The 18,168-nt window shown below is 63.7% G+C and carries 14 protein-coding genes and 1 pseudogene; 12 read left to right on the top strand and 3 right to left on the bottom strand.

From position 1 onward, the window contains the following. The first annotated feature begins 542 nt into the window (after window positions 1-542). Complete coding sequence (locus tag WT24_RS17935) at window positions 543-998, top strand: antitoxin Xre/MbcA/ParS toxin-binding domain-containing protein (protein WP_059503447.1); 456 nt, start codon at window positions 543-545, stop codon at window positions 996-998. Further along, window positions 995-1,474 (top strand): RES family NAD+ phosphorylase, encoded by a 480-nt coding sequence (locus WT24_RS17930; RefSeq protein ID WP_060035300.1) that lies wholly within the window; start codon window positions 995-997, stop codon window positions 1,472-1,474. Before WT24_RS17935 ends, WT24_RS17930 begins: the two co-directional genes overlap by 4 nt. Before the next feature lie 39 nt (window positions 1,475-1,513). Here the strand turns inward: WT24_RS17930 and WT24_RS17925 are convergent, their stop codons facing one another. From WT24_RS17925 to WT24_RS17915, 3 genes are all read right to left on the bottom strand, one after another. Beyond that, a complete protein-coding gene (locus WT24_RS17925; protein ID WP_060035298.1) occupies window positions 1,514-2,446 on the bottom strand; it encodes a tyrosine-type recombinase/integrase in 933 nt (310 codons plus the stop codon). A gap of 176 nt (window positions 2,447-2,622) precedes the next feature. Next, window positions 2,623-3,978 (bottom strand): uracil-xanthine permease family protein, encoded by a 1,356-nt coding sequence (locus WT24_RS17920; RefSeq protein ID WP_060035296.1) that lies wholly within the window; start codon window positions 3,976-3,978, stop codon window positions 2,623-2,625. A gap of 58 nt (window positions 3,979-4,036) precedes the next feature. Then, a complete protein-coding gene (locus WT24_RS17915; RefSeq protein WP_060035294.1) occupies window positions 4,037-5,161 on the bottom strand; it encodes an aryl-sulfate sulfotransferase in 1,125 nt (374 codons plus the stop codon). 102 nt (window positions 5,162-5,263) lie between these two features. Here WT24_RS17915 and WT24_RS17910 point away from each other — a divergent pair, with 102 nt between their 5' ends. The 10 genes and pseudogenes from WT24_RS17910 to WT24_RS17865 form a co-directional block, all read left to right on the top strand. Then, complete coding sequence (locus WT24_RS17910) at window positions 5,264-6,217, top strand: LysR family transcriptional regulator (protein WP_060035292.1); 954 nt, start codon at window positions 5,264-5,266, stop codon at window positions 6,215-6,217. A gap of 229 nt (window positions 6,218-6,446) precedes the next feature. Then, window positions 6,447-8,432 (top strand): gamma-glutamyltransferase family protein, encoded by a 1,986-nt coding sequence (locus tag WT24_RS17905; RefSeq protein WP_060035290.1) that lies wholly within the window; start codon window positions 6,447-6,449, stop codon window positions 8,430-8,432. A 442-nt stretch (window positions 8,433-8,874) separates the two neighbouring features. Next, complete coding sequence (locus WT24_RS17900; protein WP_060035288.1) at window positions 8,875-9,417, top strand: hypothetical protein; 543 nt, start codon at window positions 8,875-8,877, stop codon at window positions 9,415-9,417. Between the two features lie 1,355 nt (window positions 9,418-10,772). Continuing rightward, complete coding sequence (locus tag WT24_RS17895; protein ID WP_060035286.1) at window positions 10,773-11,798, top strand: ornithine cyclodeaminase; 1,026 nt, start codon at window positions 10,773-10,775, stop codon at window positions 11,796-11,798. Further along, entirely contained in the window at window positions 11,792-13,174 is a 1,383-nt protein-coding gene (locus WT24_RS17890; protein ID WP_060035284.1) for an alanine racemase, read from the top strand. Before WT24_RS17895 ends, WT24_RS17890 begins: the two co-directional genes overlap by 7 nt. A gap of 2 nt (window positions 13,175-13,176) precedes the next feature. After that, a complete protein-coding gene (locus WT24_RS17885; RefSeq protein ID WP_179949368.1) occupies window positions 13,177-14,214 on the top strand; it encodes a cysteine synthase family protein in 1,038 nt (345 codons plus the stop codon). Next, a complete protein-coding gene (locus WT24_RS17880) occupies window positions 14,211-15,587 on the top strand; it encodes an MATE family efflux transporter (protein ID WP_059793141.1) in 1,377 nt (458 codons plus the stop codon). The genes WT24_RS17885 and WT24_RS17880 overlap by 4 nt, the downstream gene beginning before the upstream one ends. Window positions 15,588-16,610: 1,023 nt before the next feature. Then, window positions 16,611-17,387 (top strand): LuxR C-terminal-related transcriptional regulator, encoded by a 777-nt coding sequence (locus tag WT24_RS17875; RefSeq protein WP_257127511.1) that lies wholly within the window; start codon window positions 16,611-16,613, stop codon window positions 17,385-17,387. Window positions 17,388-17,399: 12 nt separating this feature from the next. Then, entirely contained in the window at window positions 17,400-17,648 is a 249-nt protein-coding gene (locus tag WT24_RS17870; protein ID WP_060035280.1) for a hypothetical protein, read from the top strand. A 153-nt stretch (window positions 17,649-17,801) separates the two neighbouring features. Continuing rightward, window positions 17,802-18,168, top strand: a pseudogene (locus tag WT24_RS17865) (DUF3683 domain-containing protein); the annotation flags it as partial.

Genomic DNA, 18,168 nt, shown 5'->3' with positions numbered 1-18,168 from the left:
GATTTTATGATCAGGTATGCGAAGTAATTTGCGGTGGTGGAAGGGACGGGTAGGCGTAGGCAGTGCGGTATGCCCCGCATCGAGACGAGGAATTCGGGCGACACGAGTTTGGACAGCGGATATCGACGCGCGAGGAACAGGGGCCGGTACGGCGAGTGATGCGCTTTTTGTGGTGGATCGGTGTTGTCGGATGAATCGCACCGATACCCGACGGGAGAGGCCGGCTGGCTAGAGCAGTCGGTCGACGTGTAATCGGCAGAGTTCGGCGTGTTAGCGCGGGACGGCGACGAATCGGACGGGGAAAGAGGCGGCTCGTGCAATTCGCATAGCACCATTGGAAAATTGTTACGTGACAACTTCGCGTCATCATGGTCGACGATTTTATATACTGAATTTTGGGGCCCCATCATCAGGGCGAATCTCCGATTCGCGTATCCCCCAATACGGGTCCACCAGCTTGGCAAGACCCTCGCTCAACCGCCCGCAAGCATTCGGCAAAACGCCTATAATGATTGGGCAAATTGCCAAAGAGAGGTCGGGTCATGAGCACCATCGCTTTTCATCCTTCGGGCGTCGCTCATCCGCGTCAGGCCGAATTCACGATTCTCGAGCAGCTGCTGGCGATCCGCGTCCGGTCGGGCGCCGATCTGGCCGAGCTGGCGAGCGCGCGCGTCGACGTATCGGTGATCGACCGCCTGTCCGAGCGCGGGCTGAAATCGGACGAACTGGCGTTCATCATTCCGCGCCGCACGCTGAGCCATCGTCGCCAGGCGCACGAACGTCTGTCGCCGGAAGAGTCGGACAAGGCGATCCGCCTCGCGCGCATCGTCGCGCAGGCGTCGGCCACGTTCGGCGACCAGGACAAGGCGATGGCGTGGCTGCGCAACGGGCTCCAGCGCTTCGGCGGCCGCACGTCGCTCGACATGGCGAGCACCGAGCATGGTGCGCGGCTCGTCGAAGAGGCCCTCACGCAGATCGACGAGGGGTACTTCGCTTGACGACACTGTGGCGGATCAGCAATTACGCCGATCTGAAGGGCATCGGCGGATTGCGGGCCGGCGGGCGTTGGCATTTCGCCGGGCAGCCCGTCGTGTATCTCGCCGAGCATCCGGCGCTCGCGTTGCTCGAGACGCTGGTTCATTTCGAAATCGCCACCGTCGCGCAATTGCCGGGCGGATACCAGTTGCTGCGTATCGAAGCGCCCGATTCGGTGGACGTTGCCGAAATCGCCGAAGGCGATGCGCCGGAGGACTGGCGATCGAACGTCGACTGGACCCGCAGCGCCGGCACCGAGTGGCTGCACACGCAGCCGAGCGCGCTGCTGCGCGTGCCAAGCGTCGTCGTGCCGCATGCCCATAACTTCCTGTTGAATCCGCTGCATCCGGCCGCGTCCGACATCCGTATCGCGGAAGTGATGCAAGCGCCGTACGACACGCGAATTCTGCGGCTGGTCCAGTCGAAGCCTGGCGAGTAGCGAACCGGGAGGCGTACGGTTCGCGCCGGCGGTACCCGCTCAGCGCTCGTGGGCAGCGCGATCCGCGGCCGCATCGGGCGACAGCGTTTGTCGAATGCGCGTGACCGTTCGCATGCTGGCGAGACCGAGCATCGCGGTGACGTCGGCATGCGCGTGGCCCGCGAGCAGTTGGCGCCGCGCATACGTATTGCGCAGCACGCGCGGGCTCATGTCCGCTGCGTGAAAGCCGATCGCGTTCAGCGCCTCGCGCACGACGAGCAGCAGGAACATGTCGTTCATTGCGCCCCCGCGCGGCGCGGGAAACAGCAGCGCCGACGGCCGCGGCTCCAAGCGCGCCCGCCATGCGGCGAGCGGCGCCACCCCGAACGCGGCGAGCTCGATCCGGCGCGCCGGCCGCGCGCGATCGCGCGGCACCGACAACACCGCAGGTCGCGCGTCGAGATCGGGCGCGTCGCTTGTCATCGCGCGAATTTCGGCCGACGTGATGCCGCTCGCGAGCAGCAGCGCGACGATCGCGCGATTCCGGCAGTCGGCCGGCGTGTCGTCCGCGCGAGGCTGCACGTGGCGTTGCAGCGCCGCGTCGGCATCGGGCGGCAGGTAGCACGGCTCGGGCTCGCCGTCCGGCCATGCGAGATCGCGTGTCGATCGGCCGGCCGGATGGATCGTCCGCACACCGGCGTCGACCAGATGCCGGCCCAGTCGGTCGATCAGCTTCGCATAACGCACGCGTGTCGACGTGCCGGGCGTGCAGGTACGGTCGAGTTCTGCGAGGAAGGCCGCGACGTGGTCGGGCCCGAACGTGGCGAGCGATACGCGCTGTGCGCTCAGGTGGCGCAGGAATCGCTCGAACATCGCGACATGCTGCACGACCGAACGCGGCGCGAACGGCCGGCGGCCGGCGCCGGTCGCGGCGGTTTCCTGCCAGACGCGAAACGCGCCGACGGGGTCGTGAATCCAGCGATCCGTGTCCATCCCCGCTTTATAGCCGGACGCGGTGACGCCGGCAATCGTCCCGATGTCCGCTCGGCCGGCGCGACCCAGCCGGCGTGTCGTCGACGCCGTCGTTGTTCGTCGTCGGGCAGACGAGCATGAGCGGCGGCAGGCAGCGGCAGCGTCGAGCGTCGCGCCGCGTGAGCGTGCCGCTGCCTTCATGCGTCGCGCGAAGGCGCCGCAACTGCCGCCGCGTGCGCTTGGCCGCCCAGCCGTGCGAGCGCGGCGAATGCCAGTTGCGTCGCGATGGCCGCGAGCGTGCCGGCCGCCATGCCGTTGCCGAGCACGATCTGCACAGGCGCGCCGAAATGGCGATACAGGTTCGGCACCAGGATCGGCGCGAGGCCGACCACCAGGGCGGCCGCGAGCGTGTACTGGTTCGCGCGCGCGTGCAGGTCGACGCTGGCGAGCAGCCGAATGCCCATCACGCCGATCATCGCGAATACGACCAGCGCGGTGCCGCCGACCACGGCGGCCGGAATCGCATATGCGAGCCGCGCGAGCGGTGCGAACAGCGCGATGGCGATCAGGATCGCGCCGGCGGCCGCCGTCACGTAGCGCGAGCGTACGCCGGTCGTCTGCACGACGCCGATGTTCTCGGCGCTCGTCACGATCAGCGGCGTGCCGAACAGCGCGCCGGCCAGCGATGCGAGCGCGTCGCCGCGTATCGTCTTCGGCACGTCGCGCCGGAGCGAGATCGCCTTGCCGCACGTTTCGCCGACGGCGACCGTCTGTGCGGTGGCCTCGGCCATCGAGATCGCGGTGAAAATCAGCAGCGGTAGCGCAGCCAGCGCGTCGAAACGCGGCATCCCGAACGGCAGCCACGCCGGGTGCGTGAACAGCGGGCCGTGCCAGACGTCGCCGAGCGCCGGCATCGCACCGAGCGCCCAGCCGAGCGTCGCGCCGGCCATCAGCCCGATCAGCACCGCGAGGCGTCCGGCCGTGCCGCGGAATGCGCCGGCGACGACGACGGTGGCGACGATCGTCGCCAGCGCGAGCCCGAGTGAGCGCGGCTGCGCGAAGTCGGCGGAACCGAGCTGGCCGACGACGATCGCCGCGTAGATCCGGATCAGGTTGATCGATACGAGCAACAACATCGCGCCGACGACGATGCGCGGAAAGAGCCGCAGGCAGCACGTGAAGACGGGCAGCAGCACCCAGTAGAACGCACTGGCGAGCAGCGCCGCGCCGGCCGCGGTCGGCAGGCCCGATTGCGCGGCGATGCCCGCGAACAGCATCGTCGGTGCGCCGCCGGGCACCATCACGAACGGCATGCGTGCACCGATCGGGCCGGCGCCGAGCGATTGCACGAGCGTGCCGATACCGCACGCGAAGAACGTCGCGCCGATCAGTTGAACCGTCAGATCGGCCGGCAGCGCGAGCGTTTTCGCGATCAGGAACACGGCCGTGATCGGCGACGCGGCCATCGACAGCACGTGCTGCAGCCCGAACAGCGCGAGCTGCCACGCGGGCAGCCGGGCATCGACGGGCGGGGAGATCGAATCGTGCGACACGGCAGGCCCCTCGGAAGCGAACGGCGACGATAGCCGGAAACCGGCGGTGAACGGAAGCTCAGGTCCGTAGCCAGGGCAATTGCGCGGCGCTGTAGCGGAACGTCTGGAACACGCTGTTCAACTGGCCGGGGCCGGTCTTGCGCGCCGCTTCGTCCGGGTATTCGGCGAACCACGGGATCACGTATTCCCAGACGACCTCGCCGGCCGGCGTCACTTCGAACAGCCGGCCCGTCGACGATTCGGTGATGTGCGTGTTGCCGTTCGGCAAGCGTTGCGCGTTGCCCATGAACGGCGTGTAGAACAGGTTCGCGACGTCGTCCGCATACGACCACACGACCCGCTGCGTCGCCGGATCGATTTCCACGACGCGCGAGAACGCGACGTGCGCACCATGGCGGAAATTGCCGTTGTCGAACGCGAGGATATGGCCGTTCGGCAGCGGCACCGGCGCATGCTGGTGCGATACGACGTCGGGCCCGATCCGCAGGTCGATGCGGCCGGTTGCGCGGTTCACGCCGACGATCCCCGACGTCGTGCGCAGGCTCATCAGCACGCGGCCGTTCGCATCGATCGCGAGACCGTTGACGAGCGGCCAGTGGTAGCGGCCGAACCCTGCCGCGATCGGAAAATCCTCCGGCCGCAGATGGTCGCGTGCATGCCATTCCCAGACGATCCGGCCGGCGCGGTTCACTTCGCGGATCACGTCCGCGTACATCACCTCGTCGTCACCGTGCGCGGTGCCGCCCGGCACGCGCCGCGCGAATGCCGCGTCGACCGGTTCGCACGCGGCGTACAGCAGGTTGCCGTTCGGCAGCCACTGCGCATCGTGGTGATGCGCGGGATCCTCGTAGCGCCACACGATGTCGCCTTGCGGCGTGACCTCGTAGAAATCGCCGCCGTGCCACATCGACCACGGTGCGTAGCGCGATTCGGAGTGCGGATGATTGCCGTTGTAGCCCAGATTGCCGTTCGCGAGGATGACCGCGTGGCGGCCGGGACGCACGGGCAACTTCCACTGGTGGACGACCTCGCCGTCGATGCCGACGAGATAGACGTTGCCGTCGGCCGTCTGCGGCGCGATGAGCGTATAGCCGCCTGCGGACAGCGCGGGGTCGTGGGCGATGAGGCCGACGCCGCGGCGGCGCTGGGTAATCTGGTCGACGGTCGTCACTGCGGTCTCCATTCGAATCGACTACGGGAATGCAGCGGAATCTAGACGATTCGTCCAGTCAGTAAAATCGGATTATTCTTGACGGCCTGTTCGGAAAAATCTAACGGTGCCTTCATGCGTTCGATATCGCAGACATTCCGTTGTTTCGACGAAGTCGCGCGGCGCGGCTCGATTCGCAAGGCGGCCGATGCGCTGCACCTGACCGCCGCGGCGGTTCACCAGCAGATCCGCAATCTCGAAGCGCAGGTCGGCGTGCCGCTGTTCGACCGGCTGCCGCGCGGCATGCAGCTGACGCTCGCCGGCGAGATCGTGATCGCGGCCGTGCGGCGCGGCCAGCGCGATTTCGACAACGCGCTGACGCAGGTCGAGGATCTGCGCGCGCTGCGGCGCGGGCACGTGAATCTCGCGGTGCCTGCCTCGACGGCGGAAAGGCTCGTGCCCGACGCGATTCTCGCCGCGATGCAGCGTTACCCGGGCGTCACGTACAGCGTGCGCTCGGGAAACGGCGAGAGCATCGTGCGCTGGGTCGAGACGGGCGAGGTCGACATCGGTTATGCGCTGCGCCGGCGCAGCGCCGCGGGCGTCGTCGAGGTGCGCGCGTTCGCGCAGCCGCTGGGTGTCGTCACGGCGCCCGGTCATCCGCTGGCGTCGGCGGGCGGCAAGGTGCGGATGCGCGACTGCTTCGCGCATCCGCTGATCCTGATGACGCCCGACACGGAGTTGCGCGCGATGTTCGACCAGATCGATGCGCGGCAGCCGCGCAGCCCGCGGCCGCTGGTCGAAACCGGTTCGGTGTCGATGGTGCGGCGCCTCGTGGCCGCAGGAGCCGGCGTCGGTTTCCTGATCGCGGAAAACGTCGCGGACGACGTGGCCGCCGGTCGGCTCGCCTGGACGCCGCTGGCCGATGCGGGCGCGCGCTCGTTCAGTTGCATCTACCAGCGGGCGGACACGAGCGCGACGGTCGCGATGACGATGTTTCTCGCGTTCTTTTCCGAGGCGATCGACGCGATGGAGCAAGGGTTCGTGCGTGGGCGACCGGCCGCCGCGCGTCGGCGGGCGACAAGGTAACGGTCGCAATGCGAGCCGCATCGGCGTATCGGAATGCGATGCAATGCAGCAAGCAACCCCGCATGCCGGTTCGGTGACGTCGCGCACACGACGTCCGGTTGCATGACGTGATTTCCTTATTGCGGGAAAAATTTTGTTCATGGGACTATCGAACGCGTCGCCCGTGCACCGAGGGGGTTGCAGGCGGCAGGATGTCCATCGCAACGACCGACAAGAACATCGGCAGACCATGAACAGAACAGCGATTTTTCCGTATGCGTCCGCGTTGCTCGCGGCTGCCCTGCTGACCGCCTGCGGCGGTGACATCGAGAACGAGGCGGCCCACACGACGACACCTTCCACCGATGCGAGCTGCCTCGCGGTCGACAATAACGGCGCGACCGTCGTGGTGGGCTCGAACCAACCGGGCGACCCGTCGCTGCCGGAAGCATCGTCGGGCTATCGCACCGGAATGAAGCCCGTCTATGCGAAAACCTACCTGGTGGCCACGTCGAACGCGTACGCGAGCGCGGCCGGTTGCGCGGTGCTGAAGAAGGGCGGCACGGCCGCCGACGCGGCGGTCGCCGTGCAGGCCGTGCTCGGTCTGACTGTCCCCGAGGCCACGGGCCTCGGGTCGGGCGGCGTGCTGCTCTACTACGATGCGCGCGGCAAGACGCTGCAGGCATACGACGGCCGCGAAACCGCGCCGGCCGCCGCGACGGAGAACTACCTGCGCTATGTCGATGACGCCACCGATCATTCGGCGCCGCTGCCGAACGCGCGCGCGAGCGGCCGTTCGATCGGCACGATCGGCGTGCCGCGGCTCATCGAGGCGCTGCAACAGGATCACGGCCGCTTGCCGTGGCAGAGCCTGTTCGGCGACGCGATCACGCTGGCGACCAACGGGTTCCCGATCGGCGGCCGATTGGCCGACGCGATCGCGGCGAACGCCGCGAACCTGAAGCGGGATCCCGAAGCCGCCGCGTATTTCCTGAACGCCGACGGTTCGCCGAAGACGCTCGGCACCGTACTGAAGAATCCCGCCTACGCGCGCACGCTGTCGCTGATGGCGCAGTCGGGCGCGAACGCGCTGTACACGGGGCAGATCGCGCAGGACATCGTCGCGAAGATCGCGGCGACGAAGGGCGCGGACGGCTCGACGCTCACGCCGGGCAAGACGACCGTCGCGGATCTCGCCGCCTATCAGGCGAAGCGTCGCGAACCGGTGTGCACGACTTATCGCAGTTACTGGGTGTGCGGGATGCCGCCGCCGTCGTCGGGCGGCATCGCGGTCGCATCGGCGCTCGGCATTCTCGAGAATTACGACCTGAAGTCGCTGAGGCCGACGGCGATCGATCTCGAAGGCGGCAAGCCGACGGTCGCGGGCGTCCACCTCGTCACCGAGGCCGAACGGCTCGCCTATGCCGACCGCGACAAGTATGTGGCCGATACCGACTTCGTGCCGCTGCCGGGCGGCACGTGGGACACGCTGCTGAACAAGCCGTACCTGAAATCGCGCGCGGCGCTGATCGACCCGACCAAAAGCATGGGCACCGCGCAGCCCGGCAATCTCGGTGCGGTGCCGCTCGGCGTCGACACGACGCTGATCGAGCACGGCACGAACCAGTTCACGATCGTGGACGGCGACGGCAACGTGCTGAGCGCGACGACGACGGTCGAGTCGAGCATGGGCTCGTTCCACATGACCAACGGCTTCCTGCTGAACAACCAGTTGACCGACTTTTCCGCGAACCCGCTCGACACGTCCGGCAATCCGGTGGCCAACCGGCTGCAGCCGGGCAAGCGGCCGCGCAGCTCGATGGCGCCGACGATCGTGTTCGGGCAGGCCGCCGACGGCTCGCGCGGCGACTTCGTGATGGCGACCGGTTCGCCGGGCGGCGGCACGATTCCGCAATACGTGGTCAAGACGCTGGTCGGCGCGCTCGACTGGGGGCTCGACGCGCAGCAATCGGCGGGGCTCGTCGATTTCGGCGCGAGCAACAGCCCGACGACCACGATCGGCGGCGAGCACCCGAACGTCAACACGGCGAACAACGGCGCGAACGATCCGCTGATCGCGGGGCTGCTCGCGCTCGGGCACAAGGTGTCGACGTCCGCTCAGGCGAGCGGCGTCAACACGGTGATGCGCGTAACGGTCGGCCAGTCGCCGGCGTTGCAGGGCGGTACCGATCCGCGTCGCGAAGGCGTCGTGCTCGGCGATACGTTCCGGCCGTAATCGGGTGGCGTGCGTGCGCCCCCGGTCCGCTTGCCGGCGGCCGGGGCCGTGCGTCATGATCAGGCCGCATCGACGGCCGGGCAACGCGCATCCTTTGGAATGCAGATAAAAGCGGCCGGCTCGTCGGTCGGCCGTTGCGTCGATCGCCTTCCCGGATACCTGTCGATCGGGCGAATCGCCGGCGTGAAGCAGCCGGTCGCCGCGGTTCGCGATTCAAGCCCGTCCGTCGTCAAATACGGCGTTCGCCTCGCCGCAAGCCCCCGATTGTCAAACAGTGTGAGTCAATCGTCAGCATTTGCAACGGAAGTAACAGTCCCCGCAAATCGATCGTTTTGCGCGCCGGCGCCGCTACATTAGCCCCACCTGCCGCATGTCGCGGCGAGGCATGCGACAAGCCGCACGAAGGCGGCCCGCAGCAACAACGTCTTTGGGGAGAATGACCATGAACAAGATTCGTACGATTCTGCTGGGTGCCGCTCTGACGGCGATGGCGACGTCGGCTGCATTTGCACAGACGGCTCAGACCGGTGCCCAGGGTTCCGCAGGCATCGGCGCCCAGGTCCAGACGCCGCTGCTCGGCGGCGGCGTGGGCGTGCAGGCTGGCGCCGGCGCGAATGCGGCGGGTTCGGGTTCGGGCGCGGGCAATGTCGTCGGCGGCGCCCTGAACGGCGTCGGCAAGACGGTCGGCGGCGTGGGCTCGGCAGCCGGCACGGCAGTGGGCGGCGCGACGCAGGCGGTCGGTTCGGCGGCCGGTGCGACGAAGGATGCGGCGGCATCGGCCGTGCACGCGACGAAGTCGCACGTGAAGCACGTCGCGGGCTCGGCGAAGAGCCATGCACAAGGCGCGATGTCGACCGCGGGCGACGTCGCGGGTGGCGCGAAGGCGAAGGCCGGCGAGGCGCTCGAAGGCGCGACGAACTCGGTGCAGGGTGGCGCATCGGTCGGCGTGAAGGGTTTGGCGTCGGCGCAAGGCGGCGCGCTGTAACGAGCAGCACGGATCCCGTCACGGCCCGGCCCGCTTCGATGCGGGCCGGGCTTTTTCTATTGAGGAGGCGATACGTCGCGCATGGAGCCTCAAGTCGAAACGCGGGAAAATGGATGTATCGATATTGATTAGGATCACAGAGAATAATAAGCGATTGTTCGACCGAACTTGACGCCAAAAAGAGACGATTGTCGGGCCGCGGGGGCAAGCTGACGACTCGAAGGCTGCACGGGTGGAGCGCAAAGCGGCCCGGAGGTGTCCCCAAACCGCCGACTGCGGAGAGTTCGGCACCGTCACGACATATCCCGGACGAACATTTCGCCGGCCCCCGATGCAGGGCACTTTTTCTCCCTCAACGGGCGTATCGCTCAAGCGGCATTTTTGAGCATCGAGCCGAGCTTGATTTTCGACGCCGCCATGCGGGCGCAAAGGAACGTTCCCCTGTTTGGAAAAACTCATGCGTGGGGCCGCCCCCCGGAAGGGCCGATTGCCGCGTCATGCTCCTCGCGAATACGTCGAGTATTCGCTTCGTCGCTATCCTTGCGATCGGCCCTTCCGGGGGAGCGCAAGCTCGTTATTAGCGTGAACAGGCCCCTAGCAACCGCAAATTTCACTTTCATGACTTAATGACGGTCGCCGTAAATACATTTGCAATGATGAAATAAAGTATTTGCAAGATAAGTGGAAGCTAGTTTATAAATACGAGCGATTTGTATTTTTTCTACTGCTCGCAACCATCGACGTTGAAGGAGCGTCCAGATGGTCGTGGCACGGTTTGCTCCGCTCCATCATGTGCGCAGCGCGTTGTCGCGACATGAACGCCGCCTGCCAGGCAGCTATGCCGACGCGGGGAATCCCGTCGAATTGCTGAATTCGACAGCACCGAGCCTGGTGAATCTCAGGTGGAACACGGTATTTTCGTTATCGAAATGCTGATTAATTGGTCAGCATCGGTCGCGAGCCATCTTGTGGTTCGCGATGGCATTAATGCGGATTTTATCGGCCAATTCGATTCGGATTACGAAATGAAATGATTGTATGTAGTAGAAAAAGAAATGATCGTCGATCCAATTTTTGCTGCGCGATTCGCATTTCGGAGGGAGATTCCATAAGCAATACGCTGAATGGCATGAAGCATCCACAGCGATTGAACGTGTCGCCAGCCTTGCGGCGTATCCGCCTTCATGGCGAACGCGCGATTCGCAATGGCAACTCCGCCGAACAAGCATGTGCGATCAGGCGCGTCGTTGCCGGTCGCGGCACGTCAATGTTCAAGTCAACCTGCACGATGTGCGTGGCAGGCCCGTTCGATACGTGAAAACCGGTGATACACAGTGAATACGATGATATCCACGATGGCAAATGGCGCTGAACCCGACGCGGACGTTCGACCGCGGCTCGCAACACAACCCTCGAGACTCCTCGTGCTTGGCAAGCGCACGATCGACGAACTCGACTACGACCCGTCGATGGTGCTCGATGCTGTCGAACGGGCATACCTTGGCCTCGGTTCCGGTGAATCCGACAATCCGCGCAAGCTGATGAGCCAGCCGGCGGACAAGCATTCCGTCGCGTACTCGATGCTGGGCCGAGACGGTGGACGCAGAACGGTCGGTTTCAAGACGTCGTATAAGTTCGATCCCGAACATAACCGCGAACTGCAGAAGTACTACACGACGTTGTTGCTGTTCGACGACGAAACCGGTATGCCTGTCGCCCTGATGGACGGCAGCCTTGTCGGGTCGCTGCGTACGCCGGCGGTATCTGCCCTGATCGCGCGTGCGGCTGCGCCGCGGGCTCGAACGGCGCTCGTCGTCGGCACGGGGACGCAGGGGCGGATGGCGGCGCCGTTCCTGCTGACCGCATTGCCGGACATCGAACGCGTGATCGTACACGGCCACTATGAGTCGGGAATCGACGCCGTCCGCAATACGTTGAGGCGCTTTCATCCGGGCCGTGACATCGAAGTGTCGACGGACCTCGTCGCCTCCGCGAATGAAGCGGACATCGTGCTCGGGGTGGCCGGCGCCGGCGTATCGGAGACCGTGCGGCACGCGGCGCTGAAGCCGGGCGCGCTCGCGCTGTTGGTCGGATACGGCATTCACGCTGATGCGCTGCATTGCGCCGATTACCGCATCGCGACGAGCGAGGCCCAAATGCAAGTGACCGGCGCCGATCTCGTGGACGAAGCCGGAAAATTGCCTGCCGTCGATGCCGAGTTGCCGGACATACTGCTTGGCCGAAAACCTGCGCGGCGCAACGAAGCCGATATCGTTTACGCGTTCAACAGCGGAATGATCGTGACCGACATCGCGCTGGGTCGTGTGCTGGCCGATGCCGCACTGGCGAAAGGGCTCGGCCGGGAAGTCGAACTATGGTGACGGATATTCCGCGACTGCCGGCGTTGTGGGATCCGCTGCTGCGGGATTTCGTTGACGACCATCAGGCGATGATCCGCGATCTTGTCCATGGTTTCGACGCGCCCGTTCATTTCCTGTTTCCCGAGCGCTTCGCGCGCAACGTCGCCGATTTTCAGCGCGTACTGGACGATCGCCAGGTGTCCGGGCGCATTTACTACGCGAAAAAGGCGAACAAGGCGCGATGCTTCGCGCATGCGGCGGCGGCAACCGGGATCGGCGTCGACGTCGCAAGCACGGGCGAGTTTTCGGAAGCGTTGGCCGCGGGGGTGTGCGGAACCGATATCGGTGTATCCGGCCCGTCGAAATCGCGTGCGCTGCTGCGGCTCGCGGTTTTGCACGATGCGTTGATCGCCATCGACAGCGAGGAAGAACTCGATCGGCTGATCGCGATTTCGGGACAGGCGAAGCGGGCCGCACGCATTCTGTTGCGGATGGCACCGGCGGCACGCAACGATAGCCGATTCGGTTTGAGTGCCGACGCACTCCGCGCTGCGCTGTCGACCTGTGCCGCGATGCAGGCGTCGCTCGTTCTTGAAGGATTCTCATTCCATTTGTCCGGTTACAGCGCCACGGAGCGCTGCAATCAGGCCGCGATGGCGATGCGTGCGTGCATGGCTGCTCGTGAACTCGGTCTTGCGCCGACCACGATCAATATCGGTGGCGGCTTCGCGATGTCGTACGCGAGCGAGAGCGACTGGCGCGCATTCCAGCGCATGCACCGTGCAGACGATTACCACGCAAACAAGGTATTCGACGGATTCTATCCGTATCACTCGGCCTGCAGCGGCGTGCAGATGCTCGATGCGATCCTGGCCGGTACTCCGGATGCGGAATCCGTATCGCTCGCCGAACTGCTCCGCGAGTACGGCCTGAAACTCATGCTGGAACCGGGGCGTGCACTGCTGGATCAGGCGGGTTTCACGGTGTTTGCCGTGCAAGGCATGAAGGACTGCGGCGACTATGGCATCGTGACCGTCAACGGCACGAGCTTCAGCGTGTCGGAGCAATGGTTTGCCAGCGAATTCCTGCCCGATCCGGAATTGCGGAGCGTCGTGCGCGAGCCTTCGCGGTCACCGCGCACGGGCACGCCTTATCGGGCCTGTGTCGGCGGGGCGAGCTGCCTCGATTCGGACATGCTGACCTGGCGCAAGATCGCATTCGGGCAGCGCCCGGAACCCGGCGATCTGCTGATCTACCCGAACACGGCCGGCTATCAGATGGATTCGAACGAATCTTCATTTCACGAGCTGCCGCTTCCCCCCAAGCTTGTCTTGACACTTGACGGCGCGCGGCCACGCTGGCGCGTCGATCGCCTCTTCCAGCTTTCGGGAGCCTGACCATGAATGTGCGTTTTATGGGTGAGCAAGCCACGATCACCGTACCTGCGATCGTGTCGAAGGTATCGGATCTTGTCGGCCGCACGCCGTTGTTCGAATTGATTCGCGGCGCCAACGGCGCGCGCATCCTGCTTAAACTCGAATCGACGAATCCGACCGGCAGCGCCAAGATCCGGATGGCAAGGCAGATGCTCGATGAAGCCGAACAGGACGGAAGTCTGCGGCCGGCCGGACACGTGATCGAATCGACGTCCGGCAATACGGGCATGGGGCTGGCGCTGTTGTCGGCCGAGCGCGGCTATCGGTTTACCGCGGTCGTGGACAGTCACGCGTCGAAAGACAAACTGCGCGCGATGCAGGCCTTCGGCGCAAAGCTCGTTTGCGTGAGCGACGGCGACGCGATCGCGACGGCGGACCGCGACGCGCTTGCCAAGCGCATGGCGGCCGACGATCCGGACGGCATCTGGACGGAGCAGCACAACAATCCTGCCAACGGTAACGGCTATCGCGGGCTGGCACATGAACTGCGCGACATCCTCGGCGACCGAATCGACTTTCTGGTCGGTTCGGTCGGAACCGGAGGCTCGCTCTTCGGCACCGCACGAGAACTGCTCGCGACAGGCCCGGCGCCGCGAGTCATTGGTGTCGAGCCCGTCGGCTCGATCGTTTTCGGCGGCGAAGGCGGATCGTATTATCAGTCCGGCACCGGGACGCCGCCCGGCGCCGAGATTGGCGCGTTGGTCGACTATGCGCTGCTCGACGAGGGTCACAAAGTGACGGACGCGGCCGCCTTCAATACGGCACGCTATATCGCACGCAAGAAGTCGCTGCTCGTCGGCGGCTCTGCGGGCAGCGTCATCTGGCATGCGTTGAAGATGTTCGATTCGCTGCCCGCGGGGGCGACGCTCGTGGTCCTGGTCTGTGACGGCGGGGAAAAATATCTCGACACGGTGTTCGACGACGACTGGATGCGAGAGCGAAATCTGCTCGACGAGTCGATTTCTCAGGAACTTGAATCGATATTTTCCCGTGCCGCATGAAGTTTCATCGACAAGTCTGGCTCGATGCCACGCAAATCGGCGTGCTCGCCGCTCCCCTCATCCTTACGCAGCTCGCCCAGGTAGCGTTGACGACCACCGACATCGTCATGATGGGGATGCTTGGCCCGCGCGAGATCGCCGCCGGGGGCCTCGCGCTGACGATCTTCAACCAGTTCCGGACGATGGGAACCGGGCTGGTGACGGGAACCGGCAACCTCGTCGCGTTCGCGAACGGTCAACACGCGCATGCGGAAATCATGCGGCTGGTGCGCGCCGGCTTTGCGCTGTCGACGCTCGCGGCACTGGCGTTTGCATTGATGATGCTGTGTATCGAAATGCCGCTTGTCTGGCTCGGGCAGGATCCCGATGTTGCGCGACAAGCGTCGTTCTATCTTGCGGCGGCGGCGCCCGGCATGTTGCCGTGTCTGTGGTTTCAGGTGCTTCGGCAATATACCGTCGGACTGCGCAAGCCCGGGCCGCTGTTGGCGATCACGATCGTATCGATCGTCGTCAATGCGGCGCTCGACTACGCGTTGATGTTCGGCCGGTTCGGATTTCCGAAACTCGGCCTGATCGGTATTGCGTGCGCAACCAGTAGCGTGTACCTGCTTTCATTCATCGCGTTTCTGACGATCGCGAGGCGCCGGCCGGAACTGTCCGAACACTTGTCGCTTGCCGTCTGGCGCGCCGATGCCGATACGTTGGCGCGGACGTGGCGGATGGGTTTGCCGATTGCGGCAACCTATGGATCGGAGGCTGCGTTCTTTACCGTCCTCACGCTCGTGATCGGAACGCTCGGCGCCGATGCGCTGGCCGCCCAGACAATCGTGAATCAGGTGATCTACATCGTGTTCATGATTTCGGTCGGGTTGTCTCACGCATCGTCGATCAGCATCAGCCATGCGTGTGCGCAGCACGACTATCGCGGTGCGCGTCGACTCGGCTATACGGGCCTTGCGCTGGGCGTCGTGACGATGCTGGTCGTTGCGCTTCCATATCTCATCGCGCCCACCCGCGTGCTCGCCCCATTTCTCGATAACGGCGTGGCCGCGAGTGCCGAGGTTCTGCGACTCGCCGGCGGCCTGCTGACGATCGCGGCACTGCTGCAGATCTTCGATTGCAGCCAGAACATCGGTGTCGGCATTTTGCGGGGCCTCGGTGACGTAACCAGTTCGTTTCGGATATCGATCGTCGGATACTGGTTAATCGGTCTGCCGGTCGCCTGGGCGGCCGGGGTGTTGCTGGGATACGGCATCTACGGCATCTGGAGCGGACTGGCCATCGGCCTTGCGGCCACGGCATCGATGTTGCTGCACAAGTTCGAGGGCCGCCTTCGCGCGATGACGAAACGGACGCAAGACGGACATTCGTGAACGCGACGAAGTCTCCAACGAGCACACCGGTGCACGCCGGGCACCAGAATTCCCGAAATATCAGCCGGCATTGCATCGAACGCGGCACGTCCGCTCGTCTCGCCAGCGGTGGGATGCCGGCTGAATTCCCGACTGCCCGCACGCGTTGCCGTTTGTAGACGGCGACGTACTTTTGTCCGCGACCGTACCCGTGCGTGGCATGGTTGTCGCGACTCGCCTCATACGGCGTATTCCGCTTTGGCGATGCACAAGCCGTGACGGTCACCACTCGTGATTGCGCTAATCGTATGCCGACGAGATGCGTCGGTGAGTTTGCGTAGTCAGTAAATCTTTCTAATTCGGCCGATCGATGGTCCCAAGAGTGCGACGGATATAACCACATCTGGAAAGCATGATTTGAGCGACCGCATTTATTGAACTATCGCAGCGGTAATTGAGTGGCATGGATGTGGGCTATGTAAATAATGCATCGCATTGTGCGCGGAGATGAAATTAATGCCGGGCGATTTGTAAAGTTTTCTGGCGTTGGTCGATCTGAATTGTGACAGGATGCCGCACTTCCCGTGGTTATTGAAACATTATTCGTTTCGTGGAAATTTGAGTGCAACTAAATTGCGTGTTTGTGCTGTAATATCAAAGAAAGGTTCATTACATATTTTTTTCGGCAAGTAATGTTTCTGTCTTCTGTCCTCCGATATACTTGCGCAACTTCAAGTTTAGAGTTCGAAGTCTAGACAGGTAACCCATGTGGTGAGCTGTTTCAGCCATTGGCAAGTAAATAATTCAGATCTTAATGGTTTTGTGTAATTCGTTTGTATTCCTCACTAGATTCGATCCTCAAAACATGGTTCGCGAGCGATGGCCGTCGAGATGTTGCCATTGGATACTGTCGTAGCGCTGGCGTATGGAAAGGAGGTGGCGTTGGATTGCCAGTCCGGTAAGGCTTGAAGCTTTGGCAGTTATTCGGCTGCCAGAGCACGTCAACAAATACGAATCTTGTCTTTTCAATAAGGGCCCAGAAAATTGGAGACCTTTTCTCGCATCATTGGCGGGATTCTTCGTCCCAACGGTCTGACCGAGGGGATCGATCAACTCGCGGAAAAAATCGGACGCGTGATTCCGTTCGACAAGTGTTTGATTCTGCACGGCGGAAGCGGCGATACAGCTTCGCACGGGCTGATATATCGCTATGGGGCCGCGACCGACGCCGGAACCCGGCGAGGCATGACTTTGTTCGGTCCCGGGATCGATATCGATCGATATCTGGGTTGCTTCGCGTTGTCCGATCGTCAGGATCATACGTTTCGCTGGCGCGATCTCGACGGGGAGGCGCCACAACGCGACGCGCAGGTCAACGATGTCGCGTCATACATGCGGGGGCAGGGTGTGGTCGCTTGCATCGGCGCCCCACCCGGTGATTCGACGGCCATTCGGACCGTTTTGCAGCTGAAGTGCGAAGACACGACGTTGCATTCGGCGTTGCTCGTCAGCCTCATCGCCATGCATTTGCATGCAGCCTTGACCCAGAAGATTGCGAGGCAGAACCAGGAAGGCGCGGAACCGTGCGCAGCCGCTCTCGAGCCGGATGCTTGCGAAAGCTCGAACAGGATTCAGTTCACGAGAAAGGAATCCGATGTCATCAAATGGGTAGTCGAAGGCAAGACTGCGTGGGAAATCGGCCGGATACTTTCGATGTCGGAAAGAACGGTCAAGTTTCATCTGACGAACGTCTATGAAAAGCTGCGTGTGTCGAATCGAGCGCAAGCGGTGGCGAAGGTTAGCCGTCTGGGATTGATCTAGGAGAGTTCGGGAATGTCTTTCAAGGAAAAGGTCAAGGCATTTGTCGCGCGTCATGGGTTTACGTACAAAGCCTATATTTTGTCGATTCTCTTTCTGCCGCCGGCAGCGCTTTATATCGCATGGAAGAGACCGGGCTTGCCGGTCCCGGGTCGTGTCTTGCTGTGCATTACCAGTGTGCTTGCGCCTCCGTTGGTCGGTATCGCCACGGCGATGATCCTGAAAGGTGCATTCGATTTGATCCGGACAGTAATTTCCGTTTAGTTTTTCTCCCGATTGCCGAATACGATTCCGCTTTCCCAAGCGTGGTTCTCGATCGCTTCATCATTCATTTCATAGACGCCAATGAATGCCCGACTGCCAACCGTCCAATTGTTAGAGTGTGTTCGGGCAATAGCAGGATTACATGAGCCGTCGCGCAATATTCCGTATAACTACACGTCGTTTTCCGATCGCGAGATCGTGATCCGCCTGCTCGGCGAGGAGGCGTGGTCGGTGCTCGACGGACTGCGCGCCGAGCGGCGCACGGGCCGTTCGGCACGGATGCTCTGCGAAGTGCTCGGCGACATCTGGATCGTGCGCCGCAACCCGTACCTGCAGGACGACCTGCTTGATAACCGAAGGCGTCGCCGGTCCCTGATCGCGACGCTGCATGACCGATTGGCCGAAATTGCAAGGCGCCGTCGGGTGAGTGTGACCGGATGGTACGACGACGCCGGCCGCGAACGCGCATCGCGCGTCGAGATGCTGGAGACGGCCGCGCAGCGCGCGGTCGACGAGTTCG

The organism is Burkholderia sp. MSMB1078WGS, from assembly GCF_001528895.1.
In the GTDB taxonomy this organism is placed as follows: Bacteria; Pseudomonadota; Gammaproteobacteria; order Burkholderiales; family Burkholderiaceae; genus Burkholderia.
Note: the sequence above shows the minus strand (reverse complement) of the source record. Positions and strands in the feature narration are given on the sequence as shown.